Annotated in this window: 12 protein-coding genes; 7 read left to right on the plus strand and 5 right to left on the minus strand. The window is 70.2% G+C overall.

Annotated features, from left to right (window positions below):
• The first annotated feature begins 166 nt into the window (after nt 1–166).
• Complete coding sequence (locus AVKW3434_RS01870; RefSeq protein ID WP_284403880.1) at nt 167–1,273, plus strand: LLM class flavin-dependent oxidoreductase; 1,107 nt, start codon at nt 167–169, stop codon at nt 1,271–1,273.
• Nucleotides 1,274–1,340: 67 nt separating this feature from the next.
• On the opposite strand, the gene AVKW3434_RS01875 is transcribed toward AVKW3434_RS01870, so the two are convergent.
• From AVKW3434_RS01875 to AVKW3434_RS01890, 4 genes are all read right to left on the minus strand, one after another.
• On the minus strand, nt 1,341–3,887 hold the full coding sequence (locus tag AVKW3434_RS01875; RefSeq protein WP_284403882.1) for a TonB-dependent siderophore receptor: 2,547 nt from the start codon (nt 3,885–3,887) through the stop codon (nt 1,341–1,343).
• A gap of 86 nt (nt 3,888–3,973) precedes the next feature.
• Nucleotides 3,974–4,978 (minus strand): FecR family protein, encoded by a 1,005-nt coding sequence (locus tag AVKW3434_RS01880; RefSeq protein WP_284403883.1) that lies wholly within the window; start codon nt 4,976–4,978, stop codon nt 3,974–3,976.
• A complete protein-coding gene (locus tag AVKW3434_RS01885; RefSeq protein WP_284403885.1) occupies nt 4,975–5,487 on the minus strand; it encodes a sigma-70 family RNA polymerase sigma factor in 513 nt (170 codons plus the stop codon). Before AVKW3434_RS01885 ends, AVKW3434_RS01880 begins: the two co-directional genes overlap by 4 nt.
• A gap of 71 nt (nt 5,488–5,558) precedes the next feature.
• A complete protein-coding gene (locus AVKW3434_RS01890; RefSeq protein WP_284403887.1) occupies nt 5,559–6,524 on the minus strand; it encodes a LysR family transcriptional regulator in 966 nt (321 codons plus the stop codon).
• A 99-nt stretch (nt 6,525–6,623) separates the two neighbouring features.
• On the opposite strand from AVKW3434_RS01890, the gene AVKW3434_RS01895 reads away from it, so the two are divergent.
• Entirely contained in the window at nt 6,624–7,856 is a 1,233-nt protein-coding gene (locus tag AVKW3434_RS01895; RefSeq protein WP_284403889.1) for an MFS transporter, read from the plus strand.
• Between the two features lie 18 nt (nt 7,857–7,874).
• Here the strand turns inward: AVKW3434_RS01895 and AVKW3434_RS01900 are convergent, their stop codons facing one another.
• On the minus strand, nt 7,875–8,909 hold the full coding sequence (locus tag AVKW3434_RS01900; RefSeq protein WP_284403891.1) for an ABC transporter substrate-binding protein: 1,035 nt from the start codon (nt 8,907–8,909) through the stop codon (nt 7,875–7,877).
• A 234-nt stretch (nt 8,910–9,143) separates the two neighbouring features.
• Here AVKW3434_RS01900 and AVKW3434_RS01905 point away from each other — a divergent pair, with 234 nt between their 5' ends.
• The 5 genes from AVKW3434_RS01905 to AVKW3434_RS01925 all read left to right on the plus strand — a co-directional run bounded on the left by AVKW3434_RS01905 (nt 9,144) and on the right by AVKW3434_RS01925 (nt 14,221).
• Nucleotides 9,144–9,959: a class II aldolase/adducin family protein gene (locus AVKW3434_RS01905; protein ID WP_284403893.1), complete on the plus strand. Its 816-nt coding sequence runs from the start codon at nt 9,144–9,146 to the stop codon at nt 9,957–9,959.
• Entirely contained in the window at nt 9,956–11,101 is a 1,146-nt protein-coding gene (locus tag AVKW3434_RS01910) for an acyl-CoA dehydrogenase family protein (RefSeq protein WP_284403895.1), read from the plus strand. Before AVKW3434_RS01905 ends, AVKW3434_RS01910 begins: the two co-directional genes overlap by 4 nt.
• Before the next feature lie 81 nt (nt 11,102–11,182).
• Nucleotides 11,183–12,142, plus strand: a complete 960-nt coding sequence (locus tag AVKW3434_RS01915) for an ABC transporter substrate-binding protein (RefSeq protein WP_284403897.1) — start codon at nt 11,183–11,185, stop codon at nt 12,140–12,142.
• Between the two features lie 344 nt (nt 12,143–12,486).
• Nucleotides 12,487–13,554 (plus strand): methionine ABC transporter ATP-binding protein, encoded by a 1,068-nt coding sequence (locus tag AVKW3434_RS01920; RefSeq protein ID WP_284403899.1) that lies wholly within the window; start codon nt 12,487–12,489, stop codon nt 13,552–13,554.
• A gap of 1 nt (nt 13,555) precedes the next feature.
• Entirely contained in the window at nt 13,556–14,221 is a 666-nt protein-coding gene (locus AVKW3434_RS01925; protein ID WP_272547794.1) for a methionine ABC transporter permease, read from the plus strand.
• The last annotated feature ends 18 nt before the right edge of the window (nt 14,222–14,239 follow it).

Here is a 14,239-nt window from a genome sequence, read left to right on the forward strand (position 1 = left end):
TTTCATATGCATGCATGTTTTTCTTCTTTCCTCCAGCGCCCCGGACCGACAGCGCCCCCCGGCAGAAACCGAATGACCACAGGCGTTTTTCTTCGTTGGCGCGGGTGGGCGCGGTGCCCATCATCGGTGGCTCGCTGTCTGTCTCACGTTCCTTCAAGGAGTCTCCATGGGTGTCCAGTTCATCGGCATGATCCAGCCGCACGAGGTGTCAGAAACCATCGCCCGCAAGGGCCCGGCCGTGGACCCGGCGTACGTGCGGGCCTTTGCCCAGGCGCATGAGCACGCGGGCTTCGACCGCATCCTGGTGCCGGCCAGCGGCACCGGCCCCGACACGCTGCTGACCGTGGCCTACGCCGCCTGGGCGACGCAGAAAATCGCCTTCCTGCTGGCGCACCGCCCCGGCTTTGTGGCGCCGACCCTGGCCGCGCGCCAACTGGCCACGCTGGACCACTACACCGGCGGCCGTGTGGCGGTGCACTACATCTCGGGCGGCTCCGATGCCGACCAGCAGCGCGACGGCGATTTCCTGGGCCATGACGAGCGCTATGCCCGCACCGACGAATACCTCACGCTGCTGCGGCGCGTGTGGACCGAGGACCGCCCCTTCGACCACCACGGCACCTACTACCAGGTGAAGGGCGCCGCGTCCGAGGTCAAGCCGCTGCAGGCGCCCTATGTGCCCATCTACTTCGGCGGCGCCTCCGCGCCCGCGCTGAAGGTGGCCGGCAAGCATGCCGACGTGTATGCCCTGTGGGGCGAGTCGCTCGCCCAGGCCGGCGACCTGGTGCGCCAGGTGCGCGCCGAGGCCGCGCAGCATGGCCGGCACATCGAATTCAGCATCTCGTTCCGTCCCATCCTGGGCCGCACCGAGGAAGAGGCCTGGGCCCGCGCAGACCAGATATTGGAAACCACCCGCCGCCTGGGCGTGCCCCAGGGCCACGCGCGCGGCACCGGCCCGCAGCAGAGCGAGGGCGCGCAGCGCCTGCTGGCCGATGCAGCCAAGGGCGACCGCGTGGACGAGCGGCTGTGGACGGCCATCGCGCGCGAAACCGGCGGGCGGTCCAACTCCACCTCGCTCGTGGGCACGCCCGAGCAGGTGGCCGACGCGCTGCTCAGGTACTACGACTTGGGGATCACCACGTTCCTGATCCGGGGCTTCGACCCCCTGGTGGATGCGATCGAGTACGGCCGCGAACTGTTGCCGCTGGTGCGTGCGAAGGTGGCCGAGCGGGATCGGGTGAATGCGAACCGGGCGGCGTTGAAGGTGGCCTGATTCCGTTGTGTCCCGTTTCCCCGAGCGCGGTGTGCTCGGGGCAGCCCACCGCGCTCGCCGTTCTGGATCACCAGCTGTAGCGCGCCGTCAGATAGACGCTGCGCCGCTCGCCGTAGTAGCACCCCGTGGATGCGATGCACGAGGCCACGTAGCGCTTGTCGGTGAGGTTGGCCACGTTCAGTGCCAGCCGTACGCCCTTGAGCGATGCCTGCACCCGGCCCAGGTCCCAGCGGATGGCGGCGTCGAACAGCGTGACGCTGGGCACGAGGAAGAGGTTGGCGTTGTCCCCATAGCTGCTGCCCGTGTGCCGCGCACCCGCGCCCACCGACAAGCCGGCGAAGTCTTCGCTTTGCAGCGCATAGTCCAGCCACAGCGCCGCCTGCTGCCGCGGCACGAAGGCGAACCGATGGTTCTGGATGCTGTTGCCGGCCGCGTTGGCGTTGGCGCGTGTCACGCGGCTGTCGGTGTAGGCATAGGACGCAATGGCGTCCAGGCCCCGGGCGAGGGGGCCACGCGCCTCCAGCTCCAGTCCGCGCACCCGCACCTCGCCCGTCTGCTCGTTGAACGACCGGCTCAGCGGATCCGGCGTGAGCACATTGCGCTGGGTCAGCTCGTAAACGGAGGCCGTGAACAGGGCGGACGATCCCTGCGGCTGGTACTTCACGCCCACTTCGGCCTGGCGCCCGGTCGTGGGATCGAAGACCCCGCCGAGGCGGTCGGTGCCGGCCGCGGGCTGAAACGAGGTGGAGTAGCTGATGTAGGGCACCACGCCGCTGTCCAGCGTGTACATGAGCGCGGCGCGGCCGGTCCATTGGCCGTCTTCCTGGTCCGTGGCCACCGACCGGCCGGTGGCCGTGGTCAGCGTGCGGGTGGCCGTGTCTGCCCGGTCGTATCGGCCGGCGAACACGCCGGTCCAGCGCTGCCACCGCATCTGGTCCTGCGCATAAACACCCACCTGGCGACGCTTTTGTTCGATATGGGTGCCTACCGTCGGCACCACGCCGCTGTCGGTGCCGTACACCGGCTGGTAGGCGTTGAAAGGCTTGGCAAGCACCCGCAGGTTGCTCTCGTCATAGGTCGCCCGCTCGTCCGAAAAGTCGATGCCGGCCAGCACGGTGTGCGCGACCGAGCCGGTGCGGAAATCGGCCTGCGCCTGCGTGTCCACCGTCCACAGGTCCACCGCTTCCGGAAAAGCCCAGGCATAGCGTGCCAGGGCCGCGGGGTTGCAGGCGCTCTGGCAAAAGGCCTGGATGCGGCGCGTTTCTGCGGTGACCTTGCCGTAACGCAGGTTCTGCCGCAGCGTGAGGTCGCTTGCAAGGCGGTGCTCCACTTCGTAGCCGACGAAGCGCTGCCGATTCTGGTAGCGGTCGAAGCCTGGCTCGCCGACGAAGGTGCGGGTCGGCAGCGCGGCATACCTGCTGGTATCCAACGTGCCCGCAGCGGGCAGGGCGGGTGCCCCGCCTCCGCCGGGCGAATCGAGGGACTGCCACTGGCCCAGCAGGGTGACCTGGGTCGCATCCGCCGGGCGAAACGTCAGTGACGGGGCGAAGTAGGTCTTCTTCTCCGATACCGCATCGAACGAGGTGTCGGCTTCGCGGCGCAGGCCCACCAGCCGATAGCTCCAGACGCCGTCGGCGTCCAATGCCCCGCCGAGGTCGAAGGCGGCCTGCTTGCGCTCGTGGCTGCCCGCCTGCAGTTCGATCTCGCGCACCGGCACCACGGTCGGGCGCTTGCTGACCATGTTGATGAGCCCGCCTGGCGCGGCTTGCCCGTACAGAACGGACGACGGTCCCTTGACAACTTCGGTGCGCTCCAGTCCCCAGGGTTCGATGCGGGGCTGCGAATAGCCACGCGCACCGAAGGGAAGGCGCAGGTTGTCGAGGTAGCGCGCCGGCGGGGTGAAGCCGCGCAGGGTGAACCAGTCGTAGCGCAAATCGGTGTTTCCGTACTGCGCGACGATCCCCGGCGTGTAGCGCAGGCTTTCCACCAGCGTGGTGGCCCCCTGGGATTCCATCTGGCCGCGCGTGACGACCGAGATGGACTGGGGTGTTTCCATCAGCGGCGTGTCGGTCTTGGTACCGCCGGTGGCCCGGCGTGCGACGAAACCGGTGCCTGGCCCCTTGCCCGACTCCACCTCTGCGGCAGCGGTGACGGTCACCGGCGCCAGGGTCGCAGCGCTCGCTGCCGGACGTTGGCCTGTGACGCGGACTTCGGGCATGGCAGCAGTGGGTGCGCTGCGTTGCAAGGTGTAGATCCCGCCGGGGGCCGCCACAGCCCGCAGGCCGGTGCCTTCCAAAGCGAGGGCCAGGCCCTCGTCCACGGTCAGGCGCCCGCGCACGCCCGCGCTGGCAATGCCCTCGGTGAGCGCTGCGTTCGACGACAGCAAGATACCGGACTGGCCCGCGAACTGGCTCAGCACTGTGCTCAATGGACCGGCGGCGATGGCGTAGTCCCGTGCGGCAGGCGCCGCGGTTTGGGACTGCACCGGCATGGCCGCGATGCAGGCCGCGAGAGGCACCGCCGCGACTGCGGCGAACCGCAGCGCACGGGGGCGCACTGGGCGCAGCAGGGGTGAAACCGAAAGACGGCGTGGCAAGGTCGGGTAGGCAGGCATGGTGGCGGTGGGTTCAGAAAAAAGTTGGGTCGGCATGGGGTATGCCAATCCAACCCGCGAAAGGGGAACCCCGCTGCCCAAAAAAATCAACGCGCGGCAGCTCCTGCGGCCGGACTGGCGCGGGCCTCGACCACGGTCCACCAGGGCATGGGCTGGCGGACTTGCACCGGCAAGGTGGCCTGCAGGGCCGACAGGATGCGGTCGGTATCCGCGAGCGGGTAGGAGCCGACGATGCGCAAATCCGCCACCTCCGGCGCGCAGGCCAGGTAACCGCGCCGGTAGCGGCGCAGCTCGGCAATGAAGTCGCCCAGCCGCATGCCGTCAGCCACCAACATGCCGCGCTGCCAGTCCGGTAGCGCGCCTGCCTGTCCTGGCGTCAGGTCCACCCGGTCGTGAAGCAGCAGCGCGCCACGCCCTGCAGGGACGACGACCGGCTCGCCTCGGCCTCGGGGCGCCACGCGTACCGCGCCCTCGAACACATCCATGCTGACACCGCCGTCATCTTGGTAACGCACGGAAAAACGGGTGCCCAGCGCCGTGAGCCTTCCGGGTGCCACGTCCACCACCAAGGGTCTTGGCGGACTGGAAGGGTCATGGCCGGAGGTGATGAGCACCTCCCCCTGATGAAGCACAAGGCGGCGCAGCGTGGCGGAGTAATCAACATCCAGGGCCGTCGCCGTGTTGAGCCACAGTTCGCTGCCGTCGGACAAGGCGACGGCGCGCTGCTCTCCCGTGTCGGTCCGATAGGCAGCGACCCATCCGCGCCAAGGGCCAAACTGCGACAGCGTCCAGCCGGCAAGGACCGCTGCGGGCGCCACCAGCAGGGCGCGTCGCACGGTGCGCCGTTGCCGCGATACGGCAGGGCGGCGCTCCAGCACCTGCCGCGCCAAAGGGTTGGCAGCGCCGGCGAAGACGTCCGACACGGCCAGCACCTGGTCCCAGGCCGCACGTTGGCGGGGCCCGATGTCCAGCCAGCGCTGCCATTCCTGCCGTTCCTCTTCGCTGACTGCGCCGCCCTGCAGCACGGCGAACCAATCTGCCGCCTGCTGCAGGTCCTCGAAGGAGGGGGACGCCTCCCCCGCCTCCGTCATTCGCCTGCCAGCAAAAGACACTGCAGCATCGCCTGGGCCATGTATTTCTTGACCATCCGCTCCGATACCCCGAGTTGCTCGCCGATCTGGGCATAGCCCAGGCCGTCGAGCTGCGATAGCAGGAAGGCGCTGCGCGCCTTGGGATTGAGCCGATCGAGCATTTCGTCGATGCGGCACAGCGTCTCGAGCGCCACCGCGCGCTCCTCCGGGGACGGGGTGACCGGCTCAGGCTGAGCCGAGACTGCCGCGGCCCAGGCACGCTCGATGTCGATCCGCCGCCAGTGGTTCACCACCACGCCATGCGCCAGGGTGCGCAGGAAAGCACCCGGTTCGCGCAACGCCGCCACATCGCGCGACGCCATCAGGCGAAGGAAGGTGTCGTGCGCAAGATCGGCCGCCTGGCACGCGCTGCCCAGCCGCCGCTGGAACCAACCGAGAAGCCAACCGTGGTGGGACCGATAGATCGCGTCAACGGTGGCGACGACCGCAGGGTGCAGTGAAGTGGGCATGTGGGCAAGCGAAGGCGGAGGGCAGGGATGCGAACTATTCGCATTCTATTCGTCCTGGTAGGCCGGCCCTGTCACCCGGCTCCGCCTGGCGCTCGCATGCCGGTCAAGGTTGGCAGGGTAGCGCGCATCGCATCCAGAAACCGCCGCAGCCGCGCCGGGTAGAACCGCGCATGTGGATACACCAGGTACACCGGCAACGGCGCCGCCTGCCACGCGGGCGCCAGGTGCCGCAGGCGGCCCTGGCGCAGGTCGGCCTCCACCGCCCAGGCGGAGGCAATCGCCGCGCCCAGGCCCGCCAGCGCCGCGCTGCGCAGGGCATAGAGGCTGTCGGTGCCCATGCGCGGGTGGATGGCGAAGCGCTCCACCGCGCCGTCCGGCACGCGGGTGAGGGACACCTCGCGCTGGTAGTAGGTGCGCAGGGCCAGCCAGGGAAGGTCGCGCAGCGCGCTCGCGTGCTCGGGCACGGCGCCGCCCGGCAACAGCTGCGGCGCCGCGACGACGATGCGCGGCACCTCGGCCAGGTGGATGGCGACGACCGAGGGGTCGTCCACCGCCCCGACCTGCACCGCGCAGTCGATGCCCTCGGCGATGAAGTCGGGCCGGCGGTCGTGCAGCAGCCACTCGACCGACACCTCGGGATACTGCCGCAGGTAGTCCACCAACGGCGCGATGAGCTGCTCCTGCCCGAAGGCGTGGGGCACCAGCACGCGCAGCGTGCCGCGCGGGGCATCGTGCGCGCCGCGCAGGTCGGCCTCCATCGCGCGCCAGTCGTCCAGCAGCGCCTTGGCATGCGCGAAGCAGCGCTCGCCGTCTTCGGTGAGCTTCATGACATGGGTGGAGCGCTGCAGCAGCCTGAGTCCCAGCGACCGCTCCAGCGCCTGCAGACGCCGGCTCACCGTGGGTTGTGTGGTGCCCAACTGCTGCGCGGCGGCCGACAGGTTGCCGGCCTCGACGATGCGCACGAAGGTCTGCATCAGTTCGATGCGGTCCACGCCGGCAAGGGGTGTGGCGGCAGATGGGGTGGCGGCTCGCTTCATGCGCCAAGCGTATAGCAGATCTGCGCCGCAGCCCACTACCCAGACGGGGTTGCATCGCACACACTCCGCCCCATCGCTTTTCATTCAAGGGTCTTCCCCATGTCTTCCATTCCCAACGCGCATGCAGCCCCCGGTGGTGGTTCCACGGGCGTGCCGGCTCCGCTGTTATTGCTGCTGGCCACGGCCGCAGGCCTGAGCGTGGCCTCGCTCTACTACAGCCAGCCCATGCTGGGCGTGCTGGGCGCGGACATCCACGCCGGCGACCGGGCGGTGGGCCTGGTGCCCACGCTCACGCAACTGGGCTATGCGCTGGGCATCCTGCTGCTGGCCCCGCTGGGCGACCGCTACGACCGCCGCCGCATCATCCTGGCCAAGGCGGCGGTCCTGGCCCTGGCCCTGCTGCTGAGCGGCTTCGCGCCGGGCATCGGCTGGCTGCTGGCCGCCAGCCTGGCCGTGGGACTGTCCGCCACACTGGCCCAGGACGTGGTGCCGGCCGCGGCCACCCTGGCGCCCGTGGCGCACCGCGGCAAGGTGGTGGGCACGGTGATGACCGGGCTGCTGCTGGGCAGCTTGCTGTCGCGCGTGGTGAGCGGTTTCGTGGCCGAGCATTTCGGCTGGCGTGCGGTGTATGTGGCGGCGGCGGGCGCCATCGCACTCGTGGGCGTGGCCGCATGGCGTGGCCTGCCGAAGTTCGAGCCCACGACCACGCTGCCCTACCGGGCGCTGATCGGTTCGATGGTGGCGCTTTGGCGCCGCCATGGAGCGCTGCGCCGCGCGGCCTGGGCGCAGGGGCTGCTGTCGATGGGGTTCAGCGCGTTCTGGTCCACGCTGGCGGTGATGCTGCACGGCTCGTTCCACCTGGGCAGCGCTGCGGCCGGGGCCTTCGGGCTGGCGGGGGCGGCGGGTGCCCTGGCCGCGCCGCTGGCCGGCCGCATCGCCGACCGCAGCGGCCCGGAGCGGGTGACGCGGCTCGGCGCCGGGCTGGCCGTGGTCTCGTTCGCTGCCATGGGCTTGGCCCACTGGCTGCCGCCGCAAGCCCAGTTGGGGCTGATCGTGGCGAGCGCCATCGGGTTCGACTTCGGGGTGCAGGCCACGCTGGTGGCGCACCAGACCATCGTGTACGGCATCGAGCCCGCCGCCCGCAGCCGCCTGAACGCGCTGCTGTTCACCGGCATGTTCGTGGGCATGTCGGCCGGTGCGGCGCTGGGCAGCCTGGCGCTGGCGCAGTGGGGCTGGCTGGGAGTGGTGGCGCTGGCCACCGCCGCATCGGCCACGGCCCTGGCCGTGCGGTGCCTGCCGGGCCGCGGGGCCGCCACCGCTGCGGCGGTCTGAGCGTGTGGAGCGCGGCGCTCAGGCGGCGGCGGGGTCCGCCCCCGCCAGCACCGGGCCGAAGCTGCGGTCCCACAGCGGCGCCACCTGCGCCTTGCCGTCCAGCACCCCCAGTTGCTGAAAGGCATCGGCCACGGATTGGTGGCCCTGCACCACGGCATCGGTCACGGGGCGCAGGTCGTAGTCGGTGCTGCGGTTGTTCCACAGCTCGATCAGATCGCCCACCGGCACCCGGGTTTCCGCGGCCTGGGCCCGTGCGTAGTCCAGGTAATTGCCGTTGGCCCACAGGTAGGCGCGGCGCAGCCGCTGCAGGTAGTCGGCCAGGGCCGCATGGCGCAGCGGATCGGCCACCGCGCGCGGGTTGGCATAGAGCGGAAAGTTGCCCGACAGGTATCCCACGCCGGTCTTAAGCACCCGTGCGCCGTAGCGCAGCCGGGCGATCTGGCCGTTGTAGCCGTAGATGGCCCAGGCATCCAGATCGCCCCGGTCGAAGGCCGACAGGCCATCGGACGGCGTGAGGCTGACCGGCGTGATGTCCGCAAACGACAGGCCCGCCTCGGCCAGCTGGCGGCTCAGGAAGTAATGCGAGGTGGTGGCCCGCACATAGCCCACGCGCTTGCCCTTCAGATCGGCGATGCGCTGGATGGATGCATCCTTTCGGGCGAGCGTGACCTGGTTGTTCAAATCCTCGCGCGTCACGGCCACGAAGCGCACCTGGGCCTTCTGCCGCGCCGCGAACAGCGCGGGAATCTCGCTGCCCGACCCCAGGTCCAGCGCATCACCGTTGATGGCCTCGATGTGCAGCACGCCGTTGTTCAACTCGCGCCACTCGATGCGGTAGTGCGTGTTGGCCAGGCCGGCCGCGCTGATCAGCGGGCGCCACAGGCCCTTGTAGGTGCCGATGCGCAAGGTGACGCCGGACAGGTCGGGCCCCGCGGCCGATGGCCGCGCCAGGGCCGGCAGGCCCAGCGCGGCGGCGGCACCGGCGGCCAGCGAGCGTTGCAGCAGCGCACGGCGCTGCGGGAACGGGGGATGGGTGGCGGTGTCGGGGCGCATGGAAGGTCCTCGCTTCGGGCGGTTGGATCGAAGGCCCGAGCGTGCGGCCGGCGGGTGCCGTCGCCAACGACGGATCCGTAGCAAGCTCATGCGGAAAAGCCGCGCCGGCCCCTGGGTGCGCCTCATGCCGAAACCGCATGTGTTCACGCGCTTTTCTTCGTTGGTGGGGGCGCCGCACGCTCCTAAGGTGGGCGCAGTTCCATCCCTCGTTCCCGACCGAAAGCCCATCCCACGATGTCTGCCGTTCTCTCGCTCCCGACCACCGCGCTGCAGCGCCGCCCCGATCCCCAGCGCAAGGACTGGTTCGACGCGCCGCCGCCGCGCCCCACGGTCGAGGCCGAGCGCCGCCACCGGCAGGAGCAGCTCGCGGTGGCGTTTCGCCTGTTCGCGCGGCATGGCTTCGACCACGGGCTGGCGGGCCACATCACGGCGCGCGATACCGAGTGGCACGACCACTTCTGGGTGAACCCGCTGGGCCTGCACTTCTCGCGCATCCGCGTGTCGGACCTGCTGCTGGTGAACGCGCGCGGCGAGATCGCCATCGGCGAGGGGCCGCTCAACCGCGCGGCGTTCGCCATCCACGCCGCGCTGCACGAGGCGCGGCCCGACATCGTGGCCGCCGCGCACACGCACTCCACGTACGGCAAGGCATGGTCCACGCTGGGGCGCACGCTCGATCCGCTGTCGCAGGACGCCTGCATCTTCTACGAAGACCATGCGCTGTTCGACGACTTCACGGGCGTGGTGTGGGAGACGGACGAGGGCTTTCGCATCAGCGAGGCGCTGGGCGCGCGCAAGGCGGTCATCCTGAAGAACCACGGCATCCTCACGGCCGGGCCCAGCGTGGAGTCGGCCGCGTGGTGGTACATCGCGCTGGAAAACGCCTGCCACACCCAGTTGCTGGCCGAGGCCGCGGGCACGCCGCAGTCCATCCGCCACGAGGTGGCGCGCCATACCCATGGCCAGATCGGCGGGCCGGGCGGGGCGCATTTCACGTTCAAGAGCCTGTTCGAGACCGTGGTGCGCGAAGACCCCGGGGTGCTGCAGTGAACGCACCGCTCACCGCCGGCCAGCGGGCCCGCACGCTGGCCGCCGAGTTCGGCGCGCGCGCGGCGGCGCACGACCGCGAGGCCAGTTTTCCGCACCAGAACTTCGCCGACCTGCAGCAGGCCGGGCTGCTGGCGCTCGCCGCACCCCGGTCCCTGGGCGGGCAGGGCGTGAGTGCCGCGCAACTGGGCGAAGTGATCGGCGCGGTGGCGCAAGGCTGCCCCGCCACGGCCCTGGTGCTGACGATGCAGTACATCCAGCACCGCGGCATGGGCCGGCCGGGCACCGCGTGGCCGGTGGAGCGGGCGCGCCAGCTGGTGCAGGAGGCGGTGCAGGGCGTGTCGCTCATCAACGCGCTGCGGGTGGAGCCCGAGCTGGGCTCGCCCGCGCGCGGCGGGCTGCCGGCCACCGTGGCGCGGCGCACGGCAGAGGGCTGGCGGCTCAGCGGGCACAAGGTGTACAGCACCGGCGCGCCGGCGCTGCGCTGGTACGTGGTGTGGGCGCGCACGGACGATGCCGAGCCGCGCACGGGCTCCTTCCTCGTGCGGGCCGGCCAGCCCGGTGTGCGCATCGAGGCCACATGGGACCACCTGGGCCTGCGGGCCAGTGGCAGCCACGATGTGCTGTTCGATGAGGTGGCGGTGCCCGCCGACCACGTGCTGGAGCTGCGGCTGCCCAAGGACTGGGCGCGAGGCGAGCCCGCCATGCAGGCCGAGATGGCGGTGATGCTGGGCTCGCTCTACACCGGTGTGGCCCGTGCGGCGCGCCACTGGCTGGTGGGTTTTCTGCAGGAGCGAAAGCCGGCCAGCCTGGGCGCGCCGCTGGCCACGCTGGCGCGCGCGCAGGAGGCGGTGGGCCGCATCGAAGGCCTGCTGTTCACCAACGACCGGCTCATCGCCGGGCTGGCCGCCGCGCTCGACACCGGCGCTCCGCTGCCCTCCGAGGAGAGCGGGCTGGTCAAGGCCACCACCACCCACAACGCCATCGAAGCGGTGCAGTCGGCCCTGGTGCTGACCAGCAACCACGGCCTGGCGCGCAAAAACCCGCTGGAGCGCCACCTGCGCGACGTGCTGTGCGGCCGCGTACACACCCCGCAGGACGACAGCGTTTATCTCGCCGCCGGGCGCCGCGTGCTGGGGCTGTGATCGCTGGCACGCCGGGCGCGGTGGCGCCGTCTCCTTCCTTTTCCTCTGCCTTTTTCTTCCCTTTCAGAACACGGAGCTTCCATGGCCTTGCAACGGCGACATTTCCACCGCTTCATGACGGCCTCGGTGGCCGCGGCGTCCTTTCTCTCGCCCGTGCTGGGGCACGCGCAGCAGCGGATCGCACTGCGCGCGGGCGACCAGAAAGGCGGGCTGCGCGCGTTGCTGGAGGCGGCGGGCGAGTTGAAGGGCCTGCCCTACGACATCCAGTGGAGCGAGTTCCCGGCCGCCGCCCCGCTGGCCGAGGCGCTGAACGCGAACGCGGTGGACTTCGGTCCCATCGGCGACGCGCCGCTGCTCTTCACCCTGGCGGCCGGCAGCCAGGTGCGGGCATTCGCCGCCAACCGCTCCGACCCGTACGGCACGGCGGTGCTGGTGCGGCCCGACTCGCCTTTGAAGACGTCGGCCGACCTCAAGGGCAAGCGCATCGCCACCAACCGCGGCTCCATCGGCCACTTCGTCACGCTCAAGGCGCTGGAGTCCGCGGGCCTGAAGGGTGCGGACGCCGACGTGCGGTTCATCCCGCCGGCCGACTCCAAGCTGGCGCTCACCCAGGGCTCGGTCGATGCCTGGGCCACCTGGGAACCGTACACGGCGCTGGCCGAAACAAGCGGGCACGCGCGGGTGCTGGTCAACGGGCGGGGGCTGTCGAGCGGGCTCAGCTTTCTCGCGGCCACGCAGGGGGCGCTGGACACCAAGCGCGAGGCCCTGCGCGACTTCAAGGAGCGCGTGGAGCGCGCGCAACTCTGGTCGTACCGCAACGCCCGGCCGTTCGCCGAATCGCTGTCGCGCATCATCGGCATCCCGGTGGAGGCGGCGCAGCTGCAGTTCGAGCGCCGCGCGACGAAATGGGTGGACATCGACGCCGCGGTGGTGGCCGACCAGCAGCGCACGGCCGACTTCTACCTGGGGGCCGGGCTGCTGCGCCAGCGGCTGGACGTGCGGCAGACCTTCGATACGGGGTTCAACCGGGGCCAGGCGTGAGCCGGGGCCTTGGCTGGAGTTTTGGATGAAATATGCCTCCAGCACAATATCCACTAGGGCATATTGCTATAAAATAAATAGCAATTGAATCCATCCGGTGTCGGGCGGGCGTGGTTCGAGGCCCGCTGCGACCCACCGCCCGGCCATCCCGAACGGCCCGAAACCCCAGCGCGGGAAAAGATCGTTTTGCCACGACTTCGGCGCGGCTACATAACCGCAATGTCTTAGCACCCAATTTCAGGGTCGTTGGCGTTTGGGGTGCAAGCCCGTACATTCCCGCATCCGCATTTTTCCTTTTCAGCGCCGCCGCGGCCTGCGGGCCCCGGTGGCGCCATGGCATTTTCATGATCGATTTACGGGGTATCACCCAGATTTACCAGGGCTCGCAGGGGCCGGTGGAGGCGCTGCGCGGCATCGACCTGCACATCACGCCGGGCGAAGTGTTCGGCATCATCGGGCGTAGCGGTGCGGGCAAGAGCTCGCTGGTGCGCGTCATCAACCTGCTGAACCGACCCACCCGGGGCGAGGTGATCGTGGCGGGTCGCGACCTGACCCGGCTCAATGATGCGCAACTGCGCGAGGCGCGGCGCGACATCGGCATGGTGTTCCAGCATTTCAACCTGCTGTCCTCGCGCACGGTGTTCGAGAACGCGGCCCTGCCGCTGGAACTGGCCGGCATGGACAAGGCCGCCATCCGCGGCCGGGTCGATCCGCTGCTGGAACTGGTGGGCCTGTCGGCCCTGCGCGACCGCTATCCAGCGCAGATCAGCGGTGGGCAAAAGCAGCGCGTGGGCATCGCCCGGGCACTGGCCAGCCGGCCCAAGGTGCTGCTGTCGGACGAGGCCACCTCGGCCCTCGACCCGGAAACCACCCGCTCCATCCTCGCGCTGCTGCGCCAGGTGAACCAGGAGCTGGGCCTGACGGTGGTGCTCATCACCCACCAGATGCAGGTCATCAAGCAGGTGGCCGACCGCGTGGCCGTGATCGATGCCGGCCGCATCGTGGAACAGGGCCCGGTGCTGGACGTGTTCACCCGGCCCCAGCAGCCCATCACCAAAAGCCTGATCGACGAGATCGTGCCGCAGGAACTGCCCGCCAGCGTGCTGGACCACGTGCGCCACCTGGCGTCGCAGCTGCGGGCTGCGGGCCAGGGCGGCGTGGGCCAGTTGCTGCGCCTGTCGTATGCCGGCGAGCGCGCCTACCAGCCCATCCTTTCGCGCCTGATCCGCGAGCACGGGCTGGACCTGTCGATCCTGCACGGGCAGATCGACGAGATCCAGGGCCAGACCTTCGGCTCGCTCGCGGTGTATGCCAGCGGCGATGCCGCGCGGCTGGCCACGGCGATCGCGCAGTTGCGCGCCGAAGGGGTGGTGGTGCAGGAAGTGCAAGCGAGCGAAGAGAGCGGGGTCTGAGATGTTCGAGAATTTTTCGGAAATGATGCTGGAGCTGTTTGCCACCTCGCTGTGGGAGACGGTCATCATGGTGGGCATCTCGGGGGTGGTCGGCGCGCTGCTGGGCATCCCGCTGGGCGTGTTCCTGCGGCTGACCGACCGCGGCGGCGTGCTGGAGAACGGCCCGCTGAACAAGACGGTGGGCTGGATCGTGAACGCCGTGCGCTCCACGCCGTTCATCATCCTGCTGGTGGCGATCATCCCGTTCACGCGGCTCATCACGGGCTCGTCCATCGGCACGGCAGCCGCCGTGGTGCCGCTGACCCTGGCCGCGGCGCCGTTCGTGGCGCGGCTGGTGGAAGCCTCGCTGCGCGAGGTGGACAACGGCCTGATCGAGGCGGCCCAGGCCATGGGCGCCACCACCGGGCAGATCGTCTGGAAGGTGCTGCTGCCCGAGGCGCTGCCCGGCATCGTCGCGGGCCTGACCATCACCTTCGTCAGCCTGACGGGCTACTCGGCCATGGCCGGCGCGATCGGCGGCGGCGGCCTGGGCGACCTGGGCATCCGCTACGGCTACCAGCGCTTCCTGCCCGACGTGATGCTGGCGGTGGTGGTCGTGTTGATCTTCTTCGTGCAGGCCGTGCAGAGCCTGGGCGACTGGGCGGTGCGCCGGCTGAGCCACCGCTGAGCGGCCCGCAGGGAGGGC

The sequence above is a fragment of the Acidovorax sp. SUPP3434 genome (genome assembly GCF_030159015.1).
Lineage (GTDB): Bacteria > Pseudomonadota > Gammaproteobacteria > Burkholderiales > Burkholderiaceae_C > Paracidovorax.

Coding starts and splice junctions, on each gene's coding strand:
- AVKW3434_RS01905 (WP_284403893.1), top strand. CDS start 9,144: ATGTCTGCCGTTCTCTCGCTCCCGACCACCGCGCTGCAGCGCCGCCCC.
- AVKW3434_RS01900 (WP_284403891.1), bottom strand. CDS start 8,909: ATGCGCCCCGACACCGCCACCCATCCCCCGTTCCCGCAGCGCCGTGCG.
- AVKW3434_RS01895 (WP_284403889.1), top strand. CDS start 6,624: ATGTCTTCCATTCCCAACGCGCATGCAGCCCCCGGTGGTGGTTCCACG.
- AVKW3434_RS01890 (WP_284403887.1), bottom strand. CDS start 6,524: ATGAAGCGAGCCGCCACCCCATCTGCCGCCACACCCCTTGCCGGCGTG.
- AVKW3434_RS01870 (WP_284403880.1), top strand. CDS start 167: ATGGGTGTCCAGTTCATCGGCATGATCCAGCCGCACGAGGTGTCAGAA.
- AVKW3434_RS01885 (WP_284403885.1), bottom strand. CDS start 5,487: ATGCCCACTTCACTGCACCCTGCGGTCGTCGCCACCGTTGACGCGATC.
- AVKW3434_RS01875 (WP_284403882.1), bottom strand. CDS start 3,887: ATGCCTGCCTACCCGACCTTGCCACGCCGTCTTTCGGTTTCACCCCTG.
- AVKW3434_RS01920 (WP_284403899.1), top strand. CDS start 12,487: ATGATCGATTTACGGGGTATCACCCAGATTTACCAGGGCTCGCAGGGG.
- AVKW3434_RS01915 (WP_284403897.1), top strand. CDS start 11,183: ATGGCCTTGCAACGGCGACATTTCCACCGCTTCATGACGGCCTCGGTG.
- AVKW3434_RS01925 (WP_272547794.1), top strand. CDS start 13,556: ATGTTCGAGAATTTTTCGGAAATGATGCTGGAGCTGTTTGCCACCTCG.
- AVKW3434_RS01880 (WP_284403883.1), bottom strand. CDS start 4,978: ATGACGGAGGCGGGGGAGGCGTCCCCCTCCTTCGAGGACCTGCAGCAG.